Below are 26,004 nucleotides of genomic sequence, written 5' to 3' on the forward strand. Positions count from 1 at the left end.
GCTAATAAGGTCCGTACTTGCCCGGCTTGACCAGCTCGTTGACGCACAGCATTTCGTCGGAGGTCGTCTGCGGCAGCTTCATACGCTCTGCTTCGCATTGATCGTAGGTGAACGGGCCGCCGAAGAGCTGGGGGCCCCAGATCGAGATCAGTCGAGGTTTTTCCAGATACCAGCCCGGCGTCGTGAAGGCGACCTCCTTCGCATTGCTCGAACAGGCCGCCAGCAGGGCAAAAAGCCCCAATCCGCCAAGGACTTCCGCCAATCGGCCAAACGATCGCTTCGACATCTCTACTCCGAACTCGCGATACCTTCTTACTACATTAAGGAGGCATTCGCGTTGCAACAATCGGTTTTGCCCGCCCGGTCTCGGCAGGCTAAGAAGAACCAAGACTGAGTTGTATTTTCGGGGGGAGCCGTCCATCCGGGCGGCATAGGAATTTGAGCGATTTTCCTGACAGACAGGGACTGTACGACCCGCGCAACGAACATGATTCGTGCGGTGTCGGCTTCGTGGCCGACATCCGGGGGCGGAAATCGCACGATATCGTGCGTCAGGGGCTACAGATCCTGGTCAATCTCGACCATCGGGGTGCGGTCGGTGCCGACCCGTTGGTGGGCGATGGCGCCGGCTGCATGATCCAGATCCCCGACGCGCTGCTGCGCGACTGGGCCAGCCGGAGCGGCGTCACCCTGCCGGCGCCCGGCCATTACGCCGTCGCCATGTGCTTCCTGCCGCAGAACGAGGCGGCCCGGAAATTCGCCGTCAAGCGGTTGGAGCATTTCATCAAGGTCGAGCACCAGAAGCTGATCGGCTGGCGTGACGTGCCGATCGACACGACCGGGCTGGGTGCCGCCGTCATCGAGAAGATGCCGGTCATCAAGATGGCGATCGTCGGCCGCGGCTCCAAGGTCGCCGATCAGGATGCCTTCGAGCGCAAGATCCTCGCGATCCGCAAGCAGACCCAGAATCCGTTGGTGGAGCTGGAGAAGAAGCACAAGCTGCCCGGCCTCGCGCAGCTCTACATGCCGTCCTTCTCCTCGCGCACGGTGGTGTACAAGGGCCTGCTGCTGGCCCATCAGGTCGAGAGCTTTTACACCGACCTGCGCAATCCGCTGACCGAGTCGGCGCTTTGCCTGGTGCATCAGCGCTTCTCGACCAACACTTTCCCGTCCTGGAAGCTTGCGCATCCTTACCGCTTCATCGCCCACAACGGCGAGATCAACACCGTCCGCGGCAACGTCAACTGGATGTATGCGCGCCGGCGGACGATGGAATCCGACCTGATCGGCGCCGATCTCGACAAGATGTGGCCGATCATTCCGCACGGCCAGTCGGACACCGCCTGCGTCGACAACGCGCTCGAACTGCTGGTGGCGGGCGGCTATTCGCTCAGTCATGCGATGATGATGCTGATTCCGGAAGCCTGGGCCGGCAATCCGCTGATGGATGGCAAGCGCAAGGCTTTCTACGAGTATCACGCGGCACTGATGGAGCCGTGGGACGGCCCGGCCTCGATCGCCTTCACCGACGGTCGCCAGATCGGTGCCACGCTCGATCGTAATGGGCTGAGGCCAGCCCGGTTCCTGGTCACCGACGACGACAAGGTCGTCATGGCGTCGGAATCCGGCGTGTTGCCGATTCCGGAATCGAAGATCGTGCGCAAGTGGCGGCTGCAGCCGGGCAAGATGCTGCTGATCGACCTCGAGCAGGGGCGCATCGTCGAGGACGAGGAGCTCAAGCGCAGTCTGGCCGAGGCCGCGCCCTACGAGGAGTGGCTAAAGCAGACCCAGTACAAGCTCGAGGAATTGTCGGAGCTGCCCGAGGCGCCGCCACCGGCACCGTCCAACGACACTGGTACGTTGCTCGATCGCCAGCAGGCATTCGGCTACACGCAGGAGGATATCCAGTTCTTCCTCGAGCCGATGGCCAAGGAGCCGGACGATCCGATCGGCTCGATGGGTACCGACACGCCGATCGCCGTGCTCTCGCAGAAGCCGAAGCTGCTCTACAACTACTTCAAGCAGAACTTCGCCCAGGTCACCAATCCGCCGATCGATCCGATCCGTGAGGAGCTGGTGATGTCGCTGGTGTCGATGATCGGGCCGCGCCCCAACCTGCTGGGGCGCCATGCCGGCACCCACAAGCGGCTCGAAGTCGCGCAGCCAGTACTGACCAATGCCGAACTGGAGAAGATCCGTTCGATCGAGGAGCTGCTGGATGGTGCCTTCCGCACAGCCACCATCGACACGACCTGGCCGGCTTCGGAAGGCGCGGCCGGCCTCGAGGAGGCACTCGACCGAGTTTGCGCCGAGGCCACGGATGCTGTCCTCGCCGATCGCAACATCCTGATCCTGTCGGACCGCGCCGTTTCCGCCGAGCGTATTCCGATCCCGGCGTTGCTGGCAACAGCGGCGATCCATCATCACTTGATCCGGCGCGGATTGCGCACCCAGACCGGCCTCGTGATCGAGACGGGCGAGGCGCGCGAGGTCCATCACTTCTGCTGCCTCGCCGGCTACGGCGCCGAGGCCATCAATCCCTACCTCGCCTTCGAAACGCTGGAGCAGATCCGCGTCCAGAACGGATTGCCGCTCAAGCCTTACGAGGTGCAGAAGAATTTCATCAAGGCGGTCGGCAAGGGACTGTTGAAGGTCATGTCCAAGATGGGCATCTCGACCTACCAGTCCTACTGCGGCGCCCAGATCTTCGACGCGGTCGGACTGCATTCCGGCTTCGTCGAGAAGTACTTCACCGGCACCGCCACCACGATCGAAGGCGCGGGCTGGAAGGAGGTCGCCGAGGAAACAGTGCGCCGCCATCGCAGCGCCTACGGCGACAATCCGATCTATCGCACCATGCTCGATGTCGGTGGGGACTATGCGTACCGGCTGCGCGGCGAGGATCACGCCTGGACGCCGGAGAGCGTATCCAAGCTGCAGCACGCGGTGCGCGGCAAATCCTCGGCTGACTACAAGGCCTTCGCAGAGAACATCAACCTGCAGAACGAGCGGCTGCTGACGATCCGCGGGCTGATGGAATTCAAGTGGGCCGACAAGTCCATTCCCGTGGAGGAGGTCGAGCCCGCGTCCGAGATCGTCAAGCGCTTCGCCACCGGCGCCATGAGCTTCGGCTCGATCAGCCGTGAGGCCCATACGACGCTGGCGATCGCGATGAATCGCATCGGCGGCAAGTCGAATACCGGCGAGGGCGGTGAGGAGGCGGATCGCTTCAAGCCGCTGCCCAATGGCGACTCGATGCGCTCGGCCATCAAGCAGGTTGCATCGGGCCGCTTCGGCGTCACGGCGGAATATCTCGTCAATGCCGATGACATCCAGATCAAGATGGCGCAGGGCGCCAAACCGGGCGAGGGAGGACAGCTCCCAGGCCACAAGGTCGACCAGAACATCGCGCGCGTGCGACGCTCGACGCCGGGCGTCGGCCTGATCTCGCCGCCGCCGCATCACGACATCTACTCGATCGAGGATCTGGCGCAGCTGATCCACGACCTCAAGAACGTGAATACGAAGGCGCGTGTCTCGGTGAAGCTGGTTTCCGAGGTCGGCGTCGGCACGGTTGCCGCCGGTGTCAGCAAGGCACGCGCCGACCATGTGACGATCTCCGGCTACGAAGGCGGGACCGGCGCTTCGCCGCTCACGTCGCTCACCCATGCCGGCTCGCCCTGGGAGATCGGACTGGCCGAGACTCAGCAAACGCTGGTGCTGAACGGCCTGCGCGGTCGCATCGCGGTGCAGGTCGATGGCGGCCTTCGCACCGGGCGCGACGTCGCCATCGGCGCGTTGCTCGGTGCTGACGAGTTCGGTTTCGCCACGGCGCCGCTGATCGCCGCGGGCTGCATCATGATGCGCAAGTGCCACCTCAATACCTGTCCGGTCGGGGTGGCGACGCAGGATCCGGTGCTGCGCAAGCGCTTCACCGGCCAGCCCGAGCACGTCATCAACTACTTCTTCTTCGTCGCTGAAGAACTGCGCGAGATCATGGCGCGGCTGGGCTTCAGGACGCTGAACGAGATGATCGGCCGCGTCGATCGCCTCGACATGCGTCGCGCCGTCCATCACTGGAAGGCGGCTGGAGTCGATCTCTCCAGGCTGCTCTATGCCACACCGGCCAAGCCGGGCATTGCAATCTGGAACAGCGAGCGCCAGGACCATGGCCTCGATAAGGCGCTCGATCACAAGCTGATCGAGGCGGCGCAGCCGGCGCTGGAGAATCGCCAGCCGGTGCAGATCGAGTTGCCTGTTGGCAACGTCAACAGGACCGTCGGCGCGATGCTGTCGGGCGAGGTCGCGCGGCGATATGGCCATGCCGGCCTGCCGGAGGACACGATCTCCATTCGCCTGAGCGGTACGGCCGGCCAGAGCTTCGGCGCCTTCCTGGCGCACGGCGTTTCGCTCGAACTGTCTGGTGACGGGAACGACTATGTCGGCAAGGGCCTGTCTGGCGGCCGGGTCGTGGTGCGTCAGCCCCTCGGCAGCAAGCGTGACCCGCTGCAGAACATCATCGTCGGCAACACGGTGCTGTATGGTGCCATCGGCGGTGAGGCCTATTTCGAAGGTGTTGCCGGCGAACGCTTCGCAGTGCGCAACTCCGGCGCGGTGTGTGTCGTCGAGGGTACCGGCGACCACGGCTGCGAGTACATGACCGGCGGCATCGTCGTGGTACTGGGGGATACCGGTCGCAACTTCGCGGCCGGGATGTCCGGTGGCGTCGCATATGTCTATGACCCCAAGGCGCGCTTCAAGGATCTGTGCAATCCCGCCATGGTCGAACTGGAATCGGTGAGTGGGCTTTCCGACGCCCCGCTCGACGATCCGGGACGGCCACGACAGCGCGCCCAGGACGTCGAGGATAACGGCATGGGCGACGTGTTGCGCTTCGATGCGGAGCGTTTGCGCATCCTGATCGAGCGCCATCACCTCCACACCGGCAGCGCGCGGGCCCGCGAACTGCTGGAGGATTGGGAGCGGGCCTTGCCGTCCTTCGTCAAGGTCATGCCCAAGGATTACAAACGCGCCCTGATGCAGGCGCGGGAGCGGGCGGCCGCGCAGGCGGTAGCAGCGGAATAAGGACGTCTCATCGTGGCGAGCGACCCCAAGAGGCGTTCGCCGCGCTCAGGATGACAGTTTAGGGGAGTAGAGACAGCCATGGGTCTTCCGACCGGCTTCCTGGAGATCGAGCGCAAGGACCGGCCTTACGAGAAGGTCGAAGCGCGGCTCAAGACGTGGAAGGAATTCGTGCAGCCGCTGCCGGCTGACGAGATGCGGCAGCAGGCGGCGCGCTGCATGGATTGCGGCGTGCCCTTCTGTCACAACGGCTGCCCGGTCAACAACATCATTCCCGAATGGAACGAGCTGGTACGCCGCGATCACTGGCAGGCGGCGCTCGAAGTGCTGCATTCGACCAACAACTTTCCGGAGTTCACCGGCCGTATCTGCCCGGCGCCGTGCGAAGCGGCCTGCACGCTGAACATCGACGACAATCCGGTCACGATCAAATCGATCGAATGCGCGATCGTCGATCGGGGCTGGCAGGAGGGCTGGATCCAGCCCCAGGCCGCGACAAGGAAAACCGGCAAGCGCGTTGCCGTGGTCGGATCCGGTCCGGCGGGCCTTGCCTGCAGTCAGCAGCTTGCACGCGCCGGCCATTCGGTCACCCTGTTCGAGAAGGCCGATCGCATCGGCGGCCTGCTGCGCTACGGCATTCCCGACTTCAAGATGGAAAAGACCCTGATCGATCGCCGCATGCGGCAGATGGAGGGCGAGGGCGTGGAATTCAGGACCGGTGTCGAGGTCGGCTCGACGCTGTCCGTGAAATCGCTGCTCGAAGGCTATGATGCTGTCGCCCTTACCGGCGGTGCGGAATGGCCACGCGATCTCGAGGTGCCGGGGCGCGAACTCAAAGGCATCCACTTCGCCATGGATTTCCTCGTTCCGCAGAACAAGCGGGTCGCCGGAGACGACGAGGCACGCGCCGCGCCCAAAGGCACGATCAGCGCCAAGGGCAAGCATGTCGTGGTGATCGGCGGCGGTGACACGGGTTCGGATTGCGTCGGCACGTCCAACCGGCACGGGGCTGCCTCGGTAACGCAGCTCGAAGTCATGCCGCAGCCGCCCGAGAGAGAGAACAAGGCACTGACCTGGCCCGATTGGCCGCTCAAGCTTCGCACCTCGTCGTCCCACGAAGAGGGGGCGACGCGGGATTTTGCCGTGCTCACCAAGCGCGCCGTCGGCTCCAACGGCAAGGTCGAGGGCCTGGAATGCGTTCGACTCGAGGGGGTGAAGGGCGCCGATGGCCGCACGACGATGCAGGAAGTGCCGGGCAGCGCTTTCACCCTGAAGGCGGACCTTGTCCTGCTCGCCATGGGTTTCCTGGGTCCCCGGCGGAATGGCCTGTTGGAGCAGGCCGGGATGGCGTTGGATGCGCGAGGCAATGTCGCTGCCACCGTGCAGGATTATAAGACCTCGGTCCCGAAGTTGTTTGCGGCCGGCGATATGCGGCGCGGACAGTCGCTGGTCGTCTGGGCGATCCGTGAGGGCCGGCAATGCGCGCGCTCCATCGACGAATTCCTCATGGGCGAAACGAATTTGCCGCGCTGACGTTGTTTGTGCGGTCGTGACGCCTAACACGATAGTGATAGTGCGATAGTCACACTATGCCGAAAGCAGCGCCTGATTGCGTGCGAGGAATAGTGCCGTTCAACCGAGACTTGTTCTAGTATCCCTTCCAAGTGGCGTGTGGGACGCCGTGCTGTGACTTGGGGATGTGATGAAGTTCCTGCTCATACAGGGCGCTAACATGGAGTATCTGGGCACGCGGCAACCGGAGCTCTATGGCACGACCACCGCCAAGGAACTGAATTCGATCGTGCGGCGGCGGGCCCGTGACCTCGGGATCGAGTTGGAGATTCTTTATACGAATACCGAGGGCGAAGCGGTTTCGGCGATCTACAAGGGCGACCGCCAAGGGGTCGACGGCGTCCTCTTCAATCCCGCCGGCTTCCTCTATGCGGGCCATGCCCTGCGCGATTGCCTGCGGTCCATCCGGGCGCCGGCCATCGAGATCCATATGACGAACATCGAGAAGCGAGGCTACAGTTCGATCACGGCCGAAGCCGTGGTCGGTTTCATTGCCGGCTTCGGTGTCGACTCCTACGTCCTGGCGCTCGAGGCGATGGTGTCGGTTCTCAATTCGTCGTCCGCCAGGTCCCCGTCCTGAGAGTGGTCGGCGCATAGCCGCCGAAGCTCCAGTCGAAGGACAGCGCCTGGGCCTGCCGCCAGCCGCGCTCGATCCGGACTCGCCAGACACGCTCGGCACCGGAGAGCATGGATGGCACCGGCCCTGTCCAGTCTATGCTGGCGATGCCCTGCAACTGCAGCAACTCGCCCGTTGCAAAGTCGATGAACAGCAGCCCGGCACGCGGGTCCCCCAGCAGGTTGCCGAGCGTGTTAAAGTATCGATTGCCGCGGAAGTCGGGGATGATCAGCGTGTCCCCCTGGATGTCGACGAACCCCGGCTGCCCGCCGCGGTGAGAAACATCCAGGCCACCGCTCTGATGGATCTCCGGGCGCGAGCGGCTGGCGACGAAGAACGTATCGGCCTTCGCAATCAGCTCCCGACTTGCCGCATCCAATCCATTGAGAGGCTGTATCGGTGTCGGATGGCGCGGATGGACGCTCGGCGTACGGAGCTGGATGTATTGAGCGCAGTTGCCGAAGCTCTGTCTCACGGCGACGGTCAGCCCGCCCATGTCACGCCGCGCGATTTGGCCATTCGCCCGATTGCGTCGGCGGGTCGACAGATCCAGCCCTAGCAGTCCGATGTCGCGGCCTTCTTCCAATCCGGCGACGACCGGGTCATTCAGCGTCGGAAGCGCATCGATGCGCAGTGTGGTTGGATCCGGAGAGTGCACGAATCCCGGTGAACCCTGGATCATCGACGCAACGGGCCAGCCGGTGCGATCAGTCGACGTGACGAAGAGATAGGGGAGCAGCCGGAAGAAATCGCGATGCTGCTCGGGGAGAAACGGCCGGATCGGGGCTCCGGGTACGCTTTGCCCGGACAGCGACTGGGCGGCCAACTCGTCGGCATGGAACGGCGACATGTCCACAGCGCACCTCACCCGAGTCCTGTCGGCAGTTCCGGCCAAATCTGCTTGGGATCGTACCAGGAGGCCGAGTCCGATCGCCAGATATGGACCTGGGCAAGATCGCGAACCGGGCTGTCGAGGCAACCCAGGCGCAACAGCACGACTGGCTGACCAACCCGTTCGGCCATGAGATGAGATCCGCACTTCGAGCAGAAGCAGCGGAATTTGCCGGGAGAGGATTCGAACGCATTGAGCAGATCGCTGCCGCGGGTCCAGCGGAAGTGATCACGCGGAACGGCAGCCACTGACGAGAAGGCCGCTCCGTGCGTCTTGCGGCACGTCTCGCAGTGGCAATGGATGATGCGCTCGATAGGAGCTTCCGCCTCGTAGGCGACGGCACCGCAGAGGCACTTTCCTGTCAGCACGGCTTCCTCCTTCGCCTGGACCGCAAACGTAAGAGTTGCAGTGTGTGAATTTAAGAAAGCATAATGAAAGAGATCATTGCATATTCTGGAATTATCCATGGATCGCCTCGACGAACTCGCGATCTTCGTGCGGATCGTGGAAGAGGGCAGCCTTATTCGTGCGGCGAGGAAGCTGCGGCGCTCGCCACCTTCAGTAACCCGCGCATTGGCGGCCCTCGAGCAACGGCTGGGTCTGCGGCTGGTCGATCGCACGACGCGGCGCCTGGCGCCGACCGAAGCAGGGCGGGCGTTGCTCGCTCGCGCCCAGTCGATCGTCGGCGAATATGAAGCGGCTGTCAGCGGCGCCAGCGAGGCACCGGTGCAGGGGGTACTGCGGATCGCGGCCCCGGTTCAGTTCGGTCGTCGCCATGTCGCTCCTGTCGCGCTGGCATTCCTGGATCGCTTTGCCGGAGTCGAGATCGAACTGGTGCTTGGCGACCGCAATGTCGACCTGATCGACGAGGCGATCGATGTGGCGGTGCGCATTGGCCATCTGGCGGATACGTCACTGACGGTGCGCCATGTCGGCGAAGTGCGTCGGCTCTGGCTGGCCAGCCCTGGCTATCTCAAGAAGCGCGGCGCTCCCGAAGCGCCGACGGACCTGATGGCGCACGATGTCGTTCTCGGGACAGGGCCGGCAGCACCGGAATGGACGTTTGCCGGCGCTCGCCGGCACCGGCGTGCCGGGTCGGTCCAGCTGCGAGGACGGTTTCGCGTCGACGACGTCGAAACGCGTTTGCAGGCCGCCCGCGCGGGGCGGGGCATCGTCCAGCTCCTGTCCTATCAGGCCGCCGATGATCTGGCGGCGGGTCGGCTCGTTCGCCTGCTCCAGGCTTATGAGCCGCCACCCCTGCCGGTCCAGCTGCTGACCAAGGGACGCAGCAATCGGCCGCCCAAGGTCGAGGCCTTCCTCGACTTTGCCGCCAAACGCCTTCTGGCTTTGCCCGTCATCCGGCCGGAGTCCGACCGGATGACCGTTCGATCACCCTAGAAGCGCTGTAGGACGACGAACAGTCCGGCCGCGAACAAGACCGAACCGAGGATCATGCAGGCTGGCAGTGTCAGCACCCAGGCCAGCAGGATGTTGCGCAAGGTCTCCTTCTGCAGGCCGGAGGCGTTCGCCGCCATGGTACCGGCAATGCCGGAGGACAGGATGTGTGTCGTGCTCACCGGCAGGCCATAGGTGTCGGCAGCGCCGATCGTCAGCATCGCCACCACCTCGGCTGACGCACCTTGCGCATAGGTCAGGTGCGACTTGCCGATCTTCTCGCCGACGGTCACGACGATGCGCTTCCAGCCGATGGTCGTGCCGAGGCCAAGCGCAACGGCAACGGCGATCTTCACCCATAGCGGAATGAAATCGGTGAGCTTCTCGAGGCCAGAGCGCAATGCCGTGAGGGTCGCCTTGTCCTTGCTGTCCAGCGTCAGGCCGAGCTTGCTCATCCTGCCGATACACTGCTCGACGAGATAGATGTCGCGGCGGAGCTGGGAGCGATCGTTGACGGCGAGGTCCGCCAGCGAGCTCACTCGGGCGGCTTCGCGGGCGATGTTGTCGTTCTTCAGGGCCAAAGCCGGCAGCGTCTGGGGCGTTGGCTGGGATGAAGTCAGAAAGCGCGACAACTCGGCATTGGCAGCCTGGTTGTCGGTTGCCGCGGGCCCGCCTTTGGCGAAGACGGGAGCCGCGGCATGCGATGCGGCGACGATCGTTTGCAGCCGCTCCGGCGACGTCGTCAGGTCCAGCGCATAGGTTGCCGGCACGATGCCGATCAGGATGAGCATGATGAGACCCATGCCCTTCTGACCGTCGTTCGAACCATGAGCGAAGCTGACGCCGGTGCAGGTCAGGACCAGGATGCCGCGGATCCACCATGGCGGCGGGTTCTTGCCTTCGGGCGAGCGATAGAGCGCCGGATTGCGAATCAGCGCCTTCGCCAGCAGCAGCAGAAGGGCGGCGCAGACGAAGCCGACCACCGGTGAGACGAGCAGCGCCATCGCCGTGTCCTGCACCTTGGCCCAGTTGACGCCCTCGCCGAACTGCTGGCCATCCGCCAGCAGGGAGTTCATGAGGCCCACACCGACGATCGATCCGATCAGCGTGTGCGAGGAAGAGGCCGGCAGGCCGAGATACCACGTGCCGACATTCCAGATGATGGCCGACAGGAGCAGCGAGAAGACCATCGCGAAGCCCGCGCCGGATCCGACGTTGAGGATCAGTTCGACGGGCAGCAGGGCGACGATGCCGAAGGCGACGGCGCCGGTCGATGTGAGCACGCCCAGGAAATTCCAGGCGCCCGACCATATGACAGCCTGCATCGGCGACAGCGTGTGCGTGTAGATCACGGTCGCGACAGCATTGGCCGTGTCGTGAAAGCCATTAACGAACTCGAAACTGAGCGCCAATAACAGGGCCCCACCGAGCAATACGATGGTCCCGATGCCGACCGGGCTTCCAAAAAATGATTCCATGTCCCCCAAATCCCCGATGAGTGTTTTGACGGGCGGACACGCCGCGCAGGCATCCGGCCTCGCCCTGCGATGGCCGGTGACAATCCCGCAATTCCTGCCAATTGATTACGTCAGACCTGATCGATCAGTGGCGGCCGTGATCTTCGGCGTGACGCTTGCTCGCCTCGCTGGCGTGGTGCGCCGCGTGGACGGCATGACCGTGCGCCGTGTGGGCGTGATGCGCGGCTTTCTCGTGCGCTTCGGCATCGTGATATTTGGCCGCTTCGCGATGATGGCGCGCCGCCTGTTCGTGGTGATCGGCTGCGGTCTGGTGGTGCTCGACGAGCTTGTCCCTAGACATCATCCCTCCGTTCAGTCGTCGTTCCTGCCGTCTGACTGTAGGAATGTCCCGTTGCAGCCGCATGACTACGGCGATTGGCGATCAGTCCGGTGACGTACCGAAGCGGCGCTGCCAGAATTCGCGCGAGCGTCGTTCGCCGACATCGCAGCCCGGCTCGTAACCCGGACGGACGAAGCGCGTGTAGTCGTCCTCCTGTGCCGACACCGGTCGCCGAGCCTGCGCCAGATTCATGCCGTCACGCAGAGCAAGTTCGGTTCGTGCAATGTCTGGCCGGGGGCCGAGGTCGGCCACTTCCTGCAGCAGCTTCTTGCGCACGGCGCGGGGAAAGTCGGCGAAGTTCTTCGCCACTTCGACGAAGGAACGCGGGCCCCCGGTCACGCAGTGCAGGTAGTACTGATCAAGATCCGCTTCGGCCGGGAAGCCGAACGGATTGGGGCGGTCGTTCATGATCGGCAAGCCATTGATGCCAATGCGCTGCTTGAGGGCCTCGGTGCGCAGGTCGGTGACAAGTCCGCCGTCGTTGTTGGAGCCGTCGCCCGAGATATCGAGCACCTTTCGCACCGGATCGTAGGGCAGGCGGCCGAACAGCGAGACCGCATAATGGATGGCGCCGCTGATCGAGGTCCGCCGCGCGATCGAGATCGGCTCCGCTTCGAGCTTGCTGGCGAAGGCTGCAATCGATTTCTCACTGTCCAGCAGCGTCCAGTCGATCAGGAGCTTCTGCATCCAGGAGTCGGACCATTCATAGTAGGCGACGGCGATGCGACCGTTGGGCCCGCTGAGAATGGCCCTGACGATCGCGGGGTCGCGAAACGCCATGACGTAGCCTTGGCGCTGCAACTGGGCCTCGTCCGGATCGATGCTGCCAGATATGTCGATAGCAAGAGCGAGGGCGAGATCGACCTCGGCCTTGTCCTGGGCGAGCGCGGTCGAGGCCGAGAGCAAAAAGGCTAACAGACAGGCGAGATGACGCATGGGCGGTCTCCGCGTCGGCTGCCGAGAGCAACGCAATAAGCATACCGCCGGACGAAAGGCCCGGCCAACCGGACTCTGGACGTCATCGGCTGTCGACGATTAGCCTTCAACAAAGAGTGATCGGAGGAAACGATGGATCTGGCCCTCAGCCCCGAGGACGATGCTTTTCGCGACGACGTGCGCCGGTTCCTCGATGACAATCTCAGCGAGGATCTGCGCGAGGCCGGGCGCAAGACCGGCGGCGTGTTCGCCGACTTTGCAGCCGGACTGCGATGGCACAGGATCCTCGCCGGGCATGGTTGGTCGGCGCCGACCTGGCCCAGGGAATATGGCGGTACCGGCTGGAGCGCGACGCAGCGCTACATCTTTGCCCGCGAATGCACGGCGGCCGATGCGCCCCGCATCTTCAACATGGGCATCCGCATGGTTGGCCCAGTGATCATGAAGTTCGGTACGGCCGAGCAGAAGGCGAAGTATCTGCCGCCAATCCTGTCCGGCGACATCGTGTTTTGCCAAGGCTACTCCGAGCCCGGTTCCGGATCCGACCTGGCCAGCCTCAAGACGCGCGCCGTCCGTGATGGAGACGACTACGTCATCAACGGCACCAAGATCTGGACTACCGGCGCCCATGTCGCCAATCGCATGTTCTGCCTGGTGCGCACCGCGACCGAAGGAAAGCCCCAGGATGGAATCTCGTTCGTCTTGCTCGATTCCGTGGACATACCCGGCTTGACGGTGAAACCCATCCTGACACTGGCGGGAGACCACGAGGTCAATCAGGTATTCTTCGATAATGTGCGTACGCCTGTGGCCAATCGGATCGGTCCCGAGAATGCCGGCTGGACGGTCGCCAAATATCTGCTCGAGTTCGAGCGCGGCGGCGATGCCTACACGCCCAATCTCCATGCCCGCCTCGAGGATGTGCGGAAGATCGCGCGAGAGGAGGCGGCGGACGGGTCCGGTCGGCTGCTCGATGATCCCGGCTTCGCCCAACGGCTTGCGGAGGCGGAACTGGCCATCCAATCGCTCGAGATGATCGAGTTGCAGGTGCTGTCCGATCTCAGCAAGGGCCGCAATCCCGGAGCCGTGTCGTCGCTGATGAAGATCAGGGGCAGCGAGACCTCGCAGGCTCTCGATCACCTCGGTGTGGAAGCGCTTGCCTGGTACGCGGCGCCGTTCGAACCGGAAGCCCGGACGCTCGGCCACAACGAACCGACAGTCACGCCGGACTATGGGATTACAGCGATGCCGCTGTTTCTCAACAACCGGGCGGCAACCATTTATGCCGGCTCCAACGAGATCCAACGCAACATCATTGCCAAGGCGATCCTGGGACTGTAGGATATGGCATTATCAATGCAATTTGTGGCAAGTAGCCGATGACCCGCTCGTTCTGAGCCTTGGCGCGCCCGCGCAATCATCCGGCGACGCGACACCGAGGACAGAATGCACGATAGCGGATCCGGCGCATCGACGATTGGCGAGGTCCTGGCAGCAAGGGCGGCCCAAAATGCCGACGCCCCTGCGATTGTGCACACGCGGTTGGGCACGGTTTCGTTCGCCGCCCTCAACCGACAGATCGAGACCATCCGTGGCGTGCTTCGTTCGGCCGGGTTGGGACCGACGTCGAGAGTAGGGATCGCGTTGCAACGCGGACCCGAGGCGGCAGTCCTGAGCCTGGCGATCTGCTCCACGGCCATCCTGCTGCCGCTCAATCCCAACCTCGCGCCCGCCGAACTACAGGAAGAACTGGGGCGTATCCGGCTCGATGCCCTGATCGTGCCCGGCGATGGCGACCTGCCGGGCTGGGTCACGGCATCGGGCGGAGATTTCGGACTGTTCAGGGCGACCTCGGCGCAAAGTTCCTTCGAAGAAATCGGGCTTCAGGCTGTTCGGCCGGTGCCACGGCGGCACGAGCCGATGGCGCCGACGCCGCAATCGTGGGCGGCGATCTTCAAGACCTCGGGCACGACCGGCAAGTCGAAGCGCGTGCCGGTGACGCATGAGAATCTGGTCGAGATGGCACGCAAGATGGAGCGGTGGCTGAAGCTCGGCCCGACCGATCGCGCCACCTGCATCATGCCGATCTATTACAATGCCGGCTTCAAGGCGACGCTACTGGTGCCGCTCCTGATCGGGTGCAGCGTGGCCATGCCCGAGACCGCAAGCGCCAACGATATCGATCGCTGGCTGACGGAGCTGCGGCCGACATGGCTGACCGCGGCTCCGGCTTTCCTGCAGGCAGTCATCGAACGCCTGAAGGCATTGCCGGATGGGGTGACGCATTCGTTGCGCTTCGTTCTGTCGACGGCGTCGTATCTGCCTGAAGCGACGCGCGCCGAGCTTGAGCGCCTCCTCGCCGTGCCCGTCCTTGAATTCTACGGTCTGTGCGAGGCCGGCATGATGACCGCGCCGCCGCTGCCGCCCGAACCGGGGAGGCCGGGTTCAGTCGGTCGCATTCCCGAAGGAGAGCTTGCCATTCGTGGCGATGACGGCTCGCTTCTGGGCGCCGGGCGGACCGGTCAGATCGTGTTGCGCGGCCCGAGCGTCATGCCGGGCTATCTCTTCGACGACATCGACGGCACGCCGAGCGGCCTGGAGGAAGGCTGGCTGCCGACCGGCGACTTGGGGACGGTCGACCAGCAGGGCTTCCTGACCATCGCCGGCAGGACCAAGGAGATCATCAATCGCGGCGGCGAGAAGATCTCGCCGTATGAGGTCGAGAAGGCGCTGTTGCAGCATCCGTCGGTGCGCGAAGCAGCGGCCTTCGCGCTCCCGCATCCGCGATTGGGTGAGACGGTCGGAGCCGCTGTCGTGCTGCATGCCGGGGTGGCGACGCCGTCGAGCGAGTTGCTCGACTTCATCTACGATCGACTGGCGCCGTTCCAGATGCCGCGCCAGGTGCACGTGCTGGACCGCATGCCGCTGGGGCCGACCGGCAAGATCTCACGCCCCAAGCTTTCCGAGACCTTCAAGGATCGGCCCGAGCCCGTGGAGTGGCCGGTGTCGCCGCTGGAGCTGCAGATCGCCGAGATCTGGCATCGGCTCCTGAAACGCACGGATATCGGAGTCGACGAGGACTTCTTCGAGGCTGGCGGCGATTCCTTGCAAGCGACTGAAATGCTGCTGGAGCTGGAGCGGATTACGCATCAGACGATCGCTCCCTCCGACGTGCGAGCGGAACTCAGCATCCGGCATCTGTCCGAAGTCCTGGCTCGCTCCGCCGAGTCGAAGCGCGAAATCATGACCCTGGCGAAGGCAGGTTCCGGCACGCCTCTGTTCTTCTTCCATGGCGATTTCATGGGCTGGGGTTTCTACGCTTTCCGACTGGCCGAACTGCTGAAGAGCGATGGGCCCGTCTATCTGCTCCATTCGATTCTCGATCCGGCCAAGGGCATCGAGACGCTGGAACAGATGGCCAGCCGTTTCCTGCCCTTGATCAAGGAGGCGGCTCCGGCCGGTGCTATCCGCCTCGGTGGTTACTGCCATGGCGGATTGGTGGCCCTGCAGGTCGCGCACGAGCTCGAGGCTGTCGGCCGCACCGTCGAAAGCGTGGTCCTGGTGGACAGCTTCTCGATCAACGCCAGACCGGTGATGCGGGCTCTGGTCCCGCTCGCATCGTTCGGCAGCCGGTTCGTGCCGGGCGCACTCGGCCAGAGGGTGCGCCGCAGCGGGTTGCCGACGCTGTGGCGGATGGCGACGCATATCCTCCATGGCGACCGCATGATCGCCAAGCGTGTCGTCCGCACTGTCAAGACTGGCGAGTCGCCGGTTTGGGACACGTCGCAGCGCACGATCTACTACCGTGCCATGTCGAGATTCGTGCCGCCTCGGGTGCGGGCGGATATCGTCTGTCTGCTGTGCGACGAATATGCCACGAAGGAGGAATTCGCGCCGGGGCCGTGGCGCAACATCAGCCGTACCGTCCGGTGCGAGACTCTTCCCGGCCAGCACAATACCTGCATCACGACGCATGTGGACGTTCTCGCCGAAAGGGTCGATCGCCTGCTGGCGGCGTAGGGACCAAGCCGGGAACGCGTACCGGCAGTGCGCGTTTCAATGCCATGCAATGCCCCGAGCTGCCGCAGACGATCATGGGTTATGTCCTGCGCTGCTCCGGCCGGCATCAGATCGGGTTGGCCCTGCTCTCGGCCGGCGTCTTCGGCCTGAGTTCGGTCCCGCTGGAAATCCAGCGCCGCATCGTCAACGACGCCATCACTTCGGGGGCGACTCGGACCATTATCTGGCTCGCGATCGCCTACGCCGCGGTTGCCCTGCTGGAACAGGTGCTCAAGCTCGCGTTGAACGTCTACCGAGGGTGGGTGAGCGAGGATGCCGTCCGTGCACTGCGGCGGACACTGCGGGACATGGGCCACGATCCCCATGCCGAAGGCGATGACGAGACCGGTACCCACGCCGCGATGGCGGTAGCCGAGGCCGAGCCGATCGGCGGCTTCGTGGGAATGGCCATCTCCGAGCCATTGCTGCAGATCGGCATCCTGGCGAGCGTGATCGGCTATATGGCCTATCTCGAACCGTGGACGTTGTTGCTGAGTGCCGGCTTCCTGGGGCCGCAGCTCCTGTTCGTCCCGCCGATGCAGCGCGCCATCAACCGGAGCGCGAGCGAACGGATCCGCACGATCCGGCGCGTCGGCGGGGATATCGTCGAAACCGGTGTGCCCGAAGAGAAGCGGATCGAGCGCGTCTTTTCGCTCAACATGCGGATCTACAAGGTCAAGTTCAGTATGAACCTGGGCATGAACTTCATGTATCACCTGGCCATTGCCGTCGCGCTCGGAGTCGGCGGGCTGTTCGCGGTCGAGCACCGGATCCAGGTCGGGACGGTGGTGGCTGTCGTCTCCGGCCTTGGAAAACTCAACGATCCGTGGGGTGATCTGGTCAATTGGGGGCGAGAACTCTCCGTGGATGCCGTCAAGTACCGGTTGTTCGCCGACGCCCTGCGGCATCGGGCTCTTGCAACTGCCTGAAAAAACACGACATTCTTGGGTATGAACGACCCCTATTCAGTACTGGGCGTGCCGCGGACTGCGTCGGAAGACGAGATACGCAAGGCCTTCCGCAAGCTCGCCAAGAAGCACCATCCTGATCTCAATCCAGGTGACAAGGCCGCTGAGGCCAAGTTCAAGGAGATCAGTCAGGCCAACGATATTCTGTCCGATCCGGAAAAGCGCCGGCGCTACGACGCCGGCGAAATCGATGCCAGCGGACAGGAGACGCCGCCGCGCGGTTTCTATCGCGATCAGGCCGGCGGCGCTGGCGGTGCCAAGTACCGGCGGGCCGGTGGCCACGAGGAGTTCGTCGACATGGGAGGCGTCTTTTCGGAGATGTTCGGTGGACGTCGCGGCGCCCATGGCTTCGGCGGCGGAGCCGGCGAGGAGGAAGGCTTCGAGGGCTTCGATATGAGCGGCTTGCCGGTGACCTATACGCTGACGGTGCCGTTCCTGGTCGCAGCCCGGGGCGGCAAGCAGCGCGTTAATCTGCCGAACGGCAAGACCCTCGATATCGATATTCCGGAAGGGGCCACCGACGGCCAGACACTGCGCCTGAAGGGCCAGGGTATGCCCGGTCGCAAAGGACGACCTGCCGGCGATGCCTATGTCGAGATCCGCATCCAGCCGCATGCGTTCTTTGAGGCACGCGACAATGACATCCATATGGAACTGCCGGTGACGCTGACAGAGGCGGTGCTCGGCGGCAAGGTGAAGGTGCCAACGGTCAACGGCGAGGTGATGTTGAACATACCCGCTGGCTCCAATAGCGGGACCTCGCTGCGGCTAAAGGGGCGTGGCCTGCTCGATCGCAAGTCGGGGCAACGCGGTGACCAGTATGTGAAACTCAAGGTCGTTCTGCCCGAGAAGCCCGATGACAAGCTGAAGCAGTTTCTCGAAGGATGGGAGGCCGGCCGCACCTACGATCCCCGCAGCTCGATGGGGCAGTTCACATGACCACGCTGGACGAACTGTTGCGCCTGGATGGCCGGCTGACGATGGTCCACATCGAACGATGGGTCGCGCGCGGACTGCTGCGTCCGAGCGGTCCGGCAGAGCATTGGACCTTCGAGCAGATCGACGTCGCCCGAGCGCACCTTCTGACCGAACTCGCCGACGACATCGGCCTCGACGACGATACCCTGGAGGCCGTTGTCGGACTTATCGACCAGGTCCATACGTTGCGTGCACAGCTTGGCCTGCTCGGCCAGGCCATCGCCGAGCAGCCGACTGAAACTCGCGAGTCCATTGCCGTTACGCTGAAGAGGCTGCACGGCCGATAGGCTGAAGAGAACCGGCTTTTTCCTTCGCCCGGCGTGACGAAGGAAGGGATTCAAATGCCGCGGCGTCCGAGTTCCTTGACCTCGGCCAGCCGCCGCTGGATCTTTTCCTTGCCGCAGGTGCCGACACTGCCCAACAGCGTCGCATGAACCGGCCCGAAGCCGACAAAGCGCAGGATATTGCGCTTGAGGTTCTTGAGACCATGCGCCCGGTAGAACCATCGGTAGACGGCGGCAGGCATGCCCATCGTAACGATGATGCGGGCGGAGCGGCCGGTCAGATGCTTTTGCGGAAAGCCGTTGGGCCGATAGGTAAAGGCAAATCCTGGGCGCAGGGTCTGCTCGAGAAAGGCCTTGAGGATGGCCGGCATATCGCCAAGCCACATCGGATAGATCACGACAAGATGATCGGCGGTGCGAATCTGATCCTGGGCCGCGGCGATGTCGAGCGGTGGGGTGCCCTTCTCATACTCAGCCTGTGACGACACGAAGCCGAAATCGAGACCGGCTACGTCGAGCTGCTGAACGGTGCGACCGGCTTCGCGTGCGCCCTCGCCATAGGTCGTGGCAAGGGCATGGCACAGGCCCTTGCTCTTGGCATCCGGATGACCGTTCAGGATCAGAATCGTGCGGACCGGGCGGGACATGCTGTCAGACTGTCCGTCGCGACGCGGCTTTGCCTTGATCTGGATCAGCAGCCGGTCCTGCGACCGCTTATCGGTTCAACGCCTGCCAAATCTTCTGGGCGGTTATGGGCATGTCGAGATGGCGCACGCCAAGGGGATGGAGTGCGTCCAGTATCGCGTTCGCCACGGCCGCTGGGGCGCCGTTCGTCGGCAGCTCGCCGACACCCTTGAAACCCAGGATGTTGTTCGGGGTCGGGCTCGACATCGTGTCGACGCGGAACGACGGTACGTCGTCGGCCCGCGGCAGCGCATAATCCATCAATGTCCCGCTGAGAAGCTGGCCCGTTTCCTCGTCATAGATCGCCTGTTCCATAAGCGCGTTGCCGAGCCCATGGGTCATGCCGCCATGCATCTGTCCTGCCAGAAGGCGCGGATTTGCAATGATGCCGCAGTCAGCCAGGGCGGTGAGGCGATCGACGCGCACGACGCCAGTCTCCGGATCGATCTCGACCTCGCAAACCATGACTCCGGTGGGAAAAGAGTCGATGCGATCGGCGAAAACAGCGTCTCCGCTAAAGGGCTGATTGGCAGCGAGCTCGAATAGGCCGATGCGCCGATCCGTACCGACGACCTCGAAGTGCCCGCCGCGGTAGGTAATGTCACTGGAAGACGCTTCCAGCCGCTCGGCTGCCAGGTCGCGGCCCCGCTGAACAACGACATCGGCCGCACGGCGCAGCGTCGTGCCGCTGATGATCGTGGAGGAAGAGCCGCCGGTGCCGCCACCATGGGGGATGGTGCGCGTGTCACCTTGGCGTATCTCGATCTTGTCCATGGGCACGCCAAGCGCCGCCGACAGCACCTGCGTGAACACCGTCTCATGGCCTTGGCCTTGGCTCTGGGTTCCCAACCGCGCGATGAGGCGGTCGGGTTCGACTTGCACCACCACGTGCTCGTCAGCAATACCGCCCGTGCCGTGCAGGTGACAGGACAGGCCGATGCCGCGCTGGAGGCCTCGGGACTCGCTGGCGGCGCGTCGAGTGGTGAAGCCCGTGTGTTCGGCAGCGGCTAGCGCGCGTTCGAACAGGCCCCTGCAGTCGGAGGCGTCGTAGGTGTAGCCGGTGGCCGAGGCGTATGGCATGTCCTCACGCCTGAGCAAGTTCAGCTGACGCAATTCGACCGGCGTGCGTCCGGTCTCATGGGCGGCAATATCGACCAGCCGCTCGAGCAGGAACAGGGTCTCGGGCTTGCCGGCGCCGCGGATGGCATCGACGGGAACGGTGTTGGTGAAGGCGCAATCGAAGTCGATCCGGATCGCCGGTATGCGATAGAGGCCGGAGATGACCTTGGCGAGGCCGGTCGTCGGGATGGTCGGTGCGAACATCGAGACATAGGCGCCGAAATTGGCCTCGGCCTTGACGCGCAGGCCGAGAAATTTGCCGCCATGGTCGAGCGCCAGCTCGGCCGAGGCCACGAGATCACGGGCATGCGTGTCCGCCAGCCCGAGTTCCGACCGGTCGCAACTCCAGCGCAGGCCACGGCCCAACTTGCGAGTCGCCCAGGCAATCAGCACTGGCTCGACATAGAGGGGAAACTTGGGACCGAATCCGCCGCCGACATCCTGTGTGACGAGCCGCAGCTTTTCCTTCGGAACATGCAGTATCTGCTCGCACATGAGCCGATGCAGGATCTGAACGCCCTGAGAGGAGAGGGTGAGCGTGACCACGTCGCCGGCCATGTCGTATTCCGACCAGGCGGCGCGCGGCTCCAGGTAATGGACGATCTGGCGGGGCGAGCGGATCGCGAGCGTGGAAATATGGGCCGCTGCGGCAAAGGCTGCGTCTACGGCGGCGGCATCGCCCTTGCCCCACCGACACATCAAATTGTCCGGAGCCTCCTGGTGCAGCAGGGGCGCGTCGGGGGCGAGAGCCTGAGCCACGGTGACCACTGCCGGCAGCTCTTCATAGTCGACCAACATGAGATCGGCAGCATCGCGGGCTTGATCGAGCGTTTCGGCCACGATCATCGCGACGATGTCGCCGACGTAACGCACTTTGCCGATCGATAGGGGAAGATGCGGCGGCTCACGGTGGCGCTGGCCGGCGTCGTCCTTGATTTCCACGATCGCCGGCAGGTGTCCCAGCCGGTCGGCGGCAGTGTCCTCGGCCGTGTAGACGGCGACGACTCCTGGAGCAGCCAAGGCCGCTGCCGTATCGATCTGTACGATCCTTGCGTGCGCGTGCGGCGAGCGGACGAACAGCACGGCCAGGGCATCGCTCGGTGCGGTGTTGTCAGTGTAACGCCCGCGGCCGGTGAGAAAACGCTGATCCTCCCGTCGGACGACGGGCTGACCGATCTCGGCCGATTTGTTCATTCTGGCCTACGCTGCCATCACGTCGTTGATCACCTCGAGCGCCGTATCGATATCGGCACGACTGACGTCGAGATGGGTGACAGCACGGATACGTGTGGCGGTGCTGGCCCCCAGACCAACGCCGCGTTCCCGGCAGGCGTCGACCAGCCTGGCGGCTGTCCAGCCCGGCTTCTTCACCTCGAAGAAGACGAGATTGGTCTGCATCCGCGGGACATCGCATTCCAGGCCCGCGATGTTGGCGATGCCCTGGGCGAGGTGATGGGCCTTGTCATGGTCTTCGGCCAGCCGATCCCAATTATGGTCGAGAGCATAGAGCGCGGCCGCAGCGATGATGCCCGACTGCCGCATCGACCCACCCAACATCTGCTTCTGCCGCCAGGCTTCCTTGATGAAGTCCTTTGAGCCCGCCAGGCTTGCGCCGACCGGTGCGCCGAGACCCTTGGTATAGTCGAGCCAGAGCGAGTCGACGCAGGCGGCATAGTCGCGAGCTGGTGTGCTGGATTTCACACAGGCATTGGCCAGCCGGGCGCCGTCCATGTGCACCGCCAGGCCGGCCGCGCGGGCGACCTTGGAGACGCCCTGCAGGGTGGCGAGCGGCCAGACCGTGCCGAACCCGCCGTTCGAGGTGTTTTCCACCGAGACAAGCCGGGACCGGGGTGCGTTTCGGCTGTTGGGATCACGCAAGGCGGCCTGAACTTGTTCGGCCGTGAACACGCCGTTCGGGCCGTCGACGGTACGGATCATGACACCGGCATTCGCCGCGGTGCCTCCGGACTCCGCATTGATGATGTGCGCCGTGCGATCGGCGATCACCTCGTCGCCCAGGCGGCAATGGACGCGGATGGCGATCTGATTGGCCATGGTGCCGCTCGGCAGGAAGACCGCGTCTTCCTTGCCCAGGAGCTCGCACACGCGCTGACGTAGCCGCTCGACGGTGGGGTCCTCGAACTTCTGCTCGTCGCCGACCTCGGCCTCGGCCATGGCTTTCCGCATGCCGGAGGAAGGCTTGGTCTTGGTATCGCTATAGAGGTCGATGAAGCGGTTTTGCATGGCGTTACGGGTACTCCTGCGTCACCATAGCGGCAAAAGAACAGTGGAGGAAACATGAGCCAAATTGCGGCCGGTCCCCTACCTGCCGTCATGCCGGACGAGCTGTTGTATGGGGTCGACGGGGCTATCGCCACGGTGACGCTGAATGCGCCCCAGCGGATGAACACGATTTCCGGGCCGATGCTGAAGCAGCTGACGGATGCGCTGGTGCGGGCCAATGAGGACAAGGCCGTGCGGGTCGTCATCCTGACCGGCACTGGGCGCGCCTTCTGCGCCGGGTTGAACCTGGAGGCGCAGAGCAAGGGGAAGGATAATCTGAGCGTTGGGTCGGGGGCCACGCCGACCAACATCGATCTGCGCAACACTCCGCCGCCGGTGCTGCATGCCATGGACAAGCCGGTGATCGCGGCGCTCAATGGATCCGCGGCGGGCTACGGTCTCGACCTGGCGCTCGGCGCCGATATCCGCATCATGGCGCAATCGGCCAAGCTCGCAGCCTCCTATGCCAAGCGAGGCGTCCTGCCCGAATCGGGCGGCACCTGGTATTTGCCCCGCCTGCTCGGCTGGGCCAAGGCGGCCGAGATCATCTTCACCGGCCGTACACTCGATGCCGAGCAGTCGTTAGCACTGGGTCTTGTCAACAGGGTGGTGCCGGACGCGGATGTTCTGGGTGTTGCCCGTGAACTTGCCCTCGAGATCGCCGCCAACGCGCCACTCGCCATCCAGGCAGCCAAGCGCATGATGCGCATGGCCTGGAACGAGCCCTTCAATGAGCATGTCCATCATGTCTTTCTGCAGCTCCTGCCGCTGATGCAGACGGAAGACATGAAGGAAGGGATCAGAGCCTTCCTCGAAAAGAGGGAGCCGAATTTCACCGGACGTTAATAGACGGGAAAGACACCATCACGAGACGACAAGGAGACGGGCGATGAAGTTCACCTGGTTCCATCTGATGCCCTGGCCGCACATGCCAGACGATTTCCGGCAGAAATACCGCTCGGTCTGGGTCGATTTGCCCAATCGCATGTACCAGCCGGAACTCGGGCACGGCATCTATCATCAGTATCTGGATCAGCTCGAGTACGCTGAAAGCGTCGGCTTCGACGGGATCGGGGTGAACGAGCATCACGCCAATGCCTACGGGCTGATGCCGTCCCCGAACATCATGGCCGCGACGTTGACGCGCCGGACGTCAAAGGCGGCGCTGGTCGTGCTGGGAAATTCGATCGCGCTCTACAATCCGCCTCTGCGCGTGGCCGAGGAGTTCGCCATGCTGGACGTGCTGTCGGGCGGGCGACTGGTCGCCGGTTTTCCGGTTGGAACCTCGATGGACACCAATTATGCGTACGGCACGATCCCGGCGCTGACCCGCGAAAAATATGCCGAGGCGCACGAGCTGATTCGCAAGGCATGGACGGCCGACGAGCCTTTCGCCTTCAACGGGCGCTACACCAAGCTGCGCTATGTGAATTGCTGGCCCAAGCCGATCCAGCGCCCAGCGCCGCCCATCTTCATTCCGGGCGGGGGGTCGGTCGAGACCTACGACTTCTGTCTCGACAACACCTATTCGTATTCATACCTCAGCTACTCCGGCTATCTGCGGGCCAAGCTGCTGATGGACGGCTATTGGAAGCGAGTGGCCGAACGGAAGGTCGACGAGTCACCCTATCGCGCCGGCTTCGCCCAGGTGATCTGCGTCGCCGACACCGATGCCGAGGCAGAAAGGCTTTATGGCCCTCATATCAGCTACTTCTACAATCGATGCCTGCACGTCTATCCAGGCTTTGCCGACGCGCCCGGCTATCGCACCATCAAGACCATCCAGACGGGAGCGCTTTCGCAGTTCACCCAGTCCGGGCGCGACTATCCGAACATGACCTGGAAGGACCTGACCGAGAACCGGTATGTCGTCGCCGGCTCACCCGAGACCGTGCGGCAGCAGATGGAGGAACTGATCAAGAGTCTGCGTGTCGGCAACGTCTTCTGCCTGCTGCATATCGGCGACATGCCCGACGACAAGGTCCGCCATTCGACCAAGCTGTTCGCCGAGAAGGTGATGCCGCATCTGCGCAATCTGTGGCCCGACTGGAACAATCATGACGACCGTTTCTGGGTTCACCCAATGAGCGAGCGTCTGCCGATGAGGGTGGCAGCAGAATGAAATCGCGCCTGATTACCCTGAAGCCGTCCGGCGCCCGCATCGAGGTCGTGGAAGCAGGTGAAGGCCGCGACCTCCTGTTCCTTCATGGCGCCGGAGGGCACCTGCTCGACGATCCGCTGCTCGCCGCTCTGTCCCGCAGGTACCATCTGGTGGCTCCCTTGCTGCCGGGATACGGCCGCTCCACGGGCGAGGACGGTCTTCGGGACATGCTGGACATCACGCTGCATGCCCTCGATGTGATGCAGAAGCTCGATCTCCGAAAGCCGATCATGGTCGGCCATTCCATGGGCGGCATGATTGCGGCGGAGATGGCGGCCATTGCCCATACCGAGATCACGAAGCTCTGCCTGATCGCGCCAGCAGGTCTCTGGAACGATGATGATCCTGTCGTCGATATCTTTTCCAAGCTCCCCTATGAACTGCCGGCGCTGCTGTTCCACGATGCCGAACTGGGCCGCAAGCTCATGACGGCCGGTGCCGGCAATATGGATGATCCGGAATTCCTGAAGCAGTTTCTGGTGGCGAATGCCCGGCGACTTGGCATGGCGGGAAAGATCCTGTTTCCGATTCCCGATCGTGGCCTGGCACAACGGCTGTATCGCATCACGGCGAGAACGGTCCTCATCTGGGGCAAGGAAGACGCTCTGATCCCGGTCAGCTACGGCGACGCTTTTCGCAAGGCGATTCCCGACGCGAAATTGGTTAAGATCGACAAGGCTGGACATGCGGTCGGGCAGGAGAAGCCAGCGGCGGTGTTGAAAGCCATTCGGGAGTTCTTCTAACGCTGGGAGTGGGGCAATGCGGAATGTCGTGGTGACGGGCGCGATCTCGATCCTTTTGATGGCCGGCGCGGCGCAGGCACAGCAGGCGACCTATGTCTGGACGGGCGCGGGCGTCGGCAGTGGTAAGTGTCCTACCTACAAGATGGAGATTGATGTCACGGTCGATGGCAATGCCGTGAAGGGGCTGTTCCAGCAGGAAGGCCGCCCGCAGCGCCACTTCGAGGCCACCAAGGATGGCGCCGGTCTGTTCAAGACCAAGGCGGAGGTCGGCGGTGGCGGCTCCATGGATGTGACGGGTGCCATCAAGGACGGCGCCAGCCAGGTCATGCTGGATGGCTACTGCAAGTTCGGCGGGCCGCTGACCAAGAAGTAGCC

The 26,004-nt window shown here is 63.7% G+C and carries 22 protein-coding genes; 14 read left to right on the top strand and 8 right to left on the bottom strand.

All coding sequences use genetic code 11. The annotated features are described in order from the left end of the window. Position 1: 1 nt before the first annotated feature. Positions 2 to 286, bottom strand: coding sequence for a hypothetical protein (locus B5D62_RS01855; protein WP_085932118.1), 285 nt, complete (start codon positions 284 to 286; stop codon positions 2 to 4). A gap of 152 nt (positions 287 to 438) precedes the next feature. On the opposite strand from B5D62_RS01855, the gene gltB reads away from it, so the two are divergent. From gltB to B5D62_RS01870, 3 genes are all read left to right on the top strand, one after another. Further along, entirely contained in the window at positions 439 to 5,085 is a 4,647-nt protein-coding gene (gene gltB / locus B5D62_RS01860) for a glutamate synthase large subunit (RefSeq protein ID WP_085932119.1), read from the top strand. Positions 5,086 to 5,163: 78 nt separating this feature from the next. After that, positions 5,164 to 6,615, top strand: coding sequence for a glutamate synthase subunit beta (locus B5D62_RS01865; RefSeq protein ID WP_085932120.1), 1,452 nt, complete (start codon positions 5,164 to 5,166; stop codon positions 6,613 to 6,615). Positions 6,616 to 6,784: 169 nt separating this feature from the next. Beyond that, positions 6,785 to 7,234: a type II 3-dehydroquinate dehydratase gene (locus B5D62_RS01870; protein WP_085932121.1), complete on the top strand. Its 450-nt coding sequence runs from the start codon at positions 6,785 to 6,787 to the stop codon at positions 7,232 to 7,234. Here the strand turns inward: B5D62_RS01870 and B5D62_RS01875 are convergent. Together B5D62_RS01875 and B5D62_RS01880 are read right to left on the bottom strand one after the other, a co-directional pair. Next, a complete protein-coding gene (locus B5D62_RS01875) occupies positions 7,203 to 8,120 on the bottom strand; it encodes a pyridoxamine 5'-phosphate oxidase family protein (RefSeq protein ID WP_085932122.1) in 918 nt (305 codons plus the stop codon). The genes B5D62_RS01870 and B5D62_RS01875 overlap by 32 nt on opposite strands. A 14-nt stretch (positions 8,121 to 8,134) precedes the next feature. Further along, on the bottom strand, positions 8,135 to 8,530 hold the full coding sequence (locus B5D62_RS01880; protein ID WP_218190909.1) for a GFA family protein: 396 nt from the start codon (positions 8,528 to 8,530) through the stop codon (positions 8,135 to 8,137). A gap of 97 nt (positions 8,531 to 8,627) precedes the next feature. Between B5D62_RS01880 and B5D62_RS01885 the strand changes: the two genes are divergently transcribed. Beyond that, on the top strand, positions 8,628 to 9,560 hold the full coding sequence (locus B5D62_RS01885) for a LysR family transcriptional regulator (RefSeq protein ID WP_085932124.1): 933 nt from the start codon (positions 8,628 to 8,630) through the stop codon (positions 9,558 to 9,560). On the opposite strand, the gene B5D62_RS01890 is transcribed toward B5D62_RS01885, so the two are convergent. Further along, positions 9,557 to 11,035, bottom strand: coding sequence for an inorganic phosphate transporter (locus B5D62_RS01890; RefSeq protein ID WP_085932125.1), 1,479 nt, complete (start codon positions 11,033 to 11,035; stop codon positions 9,557 to 9,559). The genes B5D62_RS01885 and B5D62_RS01890 overlap by 4 nt on opposite strands. Here B5D62_RS01890 and B5D62_RS33240 point away from each other — a divergent pair. Continuing rightward, the gene (locus B5D62_RS33240; protein ID WP_170920740.1) at positions 11,004 to 11,468 is read left to right on the top strand and encodes a hypothetical protein; all 465 of its coding nucleotides are present in this window, start codon (positions 11,004 to 11,006) and stop codon (positions 11,466 to 11,468) included. The genes B5D62_RS01890 and B5D62_RS33240 overlap by 32 nt on opposite strands. Here the strand turns inward: B5D62_RS33240 and B5D62_RS01900 are convergent. Further along, positions 11,457 to 12,350 (bottom strand): DUF1194 domain-containing protein, encoded by an 894-nt coding sequence (locus tag B5D62_RS01900; protein WP_085932127.1) that lies wholly within the window; start codon positions 12,348 to 12,350, stop codon positions 11,457 to 11,459. The two genes, B5D62_RS33240 and B5D62_RS01900, sit on opposite strands and share 12 nt — an antisense overlap. 132 nt (positions 12,351 to 12,482) lie before the next feature. On the opposite strand from B5D62_RS01900, the gene B5D62_RS01905 reads away from it, so the two are divergent. The 5 genes from B5D62_RS01905 (at position 12,483) to B5D62_RS01925 (ending at position 18,642) form a co-directional block, all read left to right on the top strand. After that, positions 12,483 to 13,691: an acyl-CoA dehydrogenase family protein gene (locus B5D62_RS01905; protein ID WP_085932128.1), complete on the top strand. Its 1,209-nt coding sequence runs from the start codon at positions 12,483 to 12,485 to the stop codon at positions 13,689 to 13,691. Between the two features lie 105 nt (positions 13,692 to 13,796). Next, positions 13,797 to 16,370, top strand: a complete 2,574-nt coding sequence (locus B5D62_RS01910; protein WP_085932129.1) for an AMP-binding protein — start codon at positions 13,797 to 13,799, stop codon at positions 16,368 to 16,370. Positions 16,371 to 16,444: 74 nt separating this feature from the next. Continuing rightward, positions 16,445 to 17,338 (top strand): ABC transporter ATP-binding protein, encoded by an 894-nt coding sequence (locus B5D62_RS01915; protein ID WP_139373693.1) that lies wholly within the window; start codon positions 16,445 to 16,447, stop codon positions 17,336 to 17,338. Positions 17,339 to 17,359: 21 nt separating this feature from the next. Then, complete coding sequence (locus tag B5D62_RS01920) at positions 17,360 to 18,316, top strand: DnaJ C-terminal domain-containing protein (RefSeq protein WP_085932131.1); 957 nt, start codon at positions 17,360 to 17,362, stop codon at positions 18,314 to 18,316. Then, on the top strand, positions 18,313 to 18,642 hold the full coding sequence (locus B5D62_RS01925) for a chaperone modulator CbpM (RefSeq protein ID WP_170920741.1): 330 nt from the start codon (positions 18,313 to 18,315) through the stop codon (positions 18,640 to 18,642). Before B5D62_RS01920 ends, B5D62_RS01925 begins: the two co-directional genes overlap by 4 nt. A 50-nt stretch (positions 18,643 to 18,692) precedes the next feature. Here the strand turns inward: B5D62_RS01925 and B5D62_RS01930 are convergent, their stop codons facing one another. The 3 genes from B5D62_RS01930 to B5D62_RS01940 form a co-directional block, all read right to left on the bottom strand. Next, the gene (locus B5D62_RS01930) at positions 18,693 to 19,286 is read right to left on the bottom strand and encodes an NAD(P)H-dependent oxidoreductase (protein ID WP_085932133.1); all 594 of its coding nucleotides are present in this window, start codon (positions 19,284 to 19,286) and stop codon (positions 18,693 to 18,695) included. 67 nt (positions 19,287 to 19,353) lie between these two features. Then, the gene (locus B5D62_RS01935; protein WP_085932134.1) at positions 19,354 to 21,636 is read right to left on the bottom strand and encodes a xanthine dehydrogenase family protein molybdopterin-binding subunit; all 2,283 of its coding nucleotides are present in this window, start codon (positions 21,634 to 21,636) and stop codon (positions 19,354 to 19,356) included. A 6-nt stretch (positions 21,637 to 21,642) separates the two neighbouring features. Then, on the bottom strand, positions 21,643 to 22,686 hold the full coding sequence (locus B5D62_RS01940; protein ID WP_085932135.1) for a threonine aldolase family protein: 1,044 nt from the start codon (positions 22,684 to 22,686) through the stop codon (positions 21,643 to 21,645). Positions 22,687 to 22,740: 54 nt separating this feature from the next. On the opposite strand from B5D62_RS01940, the gene B5D62_RS01945 reads away from it, so the two are divergent. From B5D62_RS01945 to B5D62_RS01960, 4 genes are read left to right on the top strand one after another with little or no spacing between them, the layout of a single operon-like run. After that, on the top strand, positions 22,741 to 23,571 hold the full coding sequence (locus tag B5D62_RS01945; RefSeq protein WP_419188768.1) for an enoyl-CoA hydratase/isomerase family protein: 831 nt from the start codon (positions 22,741 to 22,743) through the stop codon (positions 23,569 to 23,571). 43 nt (positions 23,572 to 23,614) lie between these two features. Then, positions 23,615 to 24,847 (top strand): LLM class flavin-dependent oxidoreductase, encoded by a 1,233-nt coding sequence (locus tag B5D62_RS01950; RefSeq protein WP_085932136.1) that lies wholly within the window; start codon positions 23,615 to 23,617, stop codon positions 24,845 to 24,847. Then, the gene (locus tag B5D62_RS01955) at positions 24,844 to 25,629 is read left to right on the top strand and encodes an alpha/beta fold hydrolase (protein ID WP_085932137.1); all 786 of its coding nucleotides are present in this window, start codon (positions 24,844 to 24,846) and stop codon (positions 25,627 to 25,629) included. The genes B5D62_RS01950 and B5D62_RS01955 overlap by 4 nt, the downstream gene beginning before the upstream one ends. A gap of 16 nt (positions 25,630 to 25,645) precedes the next feature. Next, on the top strand, positions 25,646 to 26,002 hold the full coding sequence (locus B5D62_RS01960) for a hypothetical protein (RefSeq protein ID WP_085932138.1): 357 nt from the start codon (positions 25,646 to 25,648) through the stop codon (positions 26,000 to 26,002). The last annotated feature ends 2 nt before the right edge of the window (positions 26,003 to 26,004 follow it).

The sequence above is a fragment of the Enhydrobacter aerosaccus genome (assembly GCF_900167455.1).
In the GTDB taxonomy this organism is placed as follows: domain Bacteria; phylum Pseudomonadota; class Alphaproteobacteria; order Reyranellales; family Reyranellaceae; genus Reyranella; species Reyranella aerosaccus.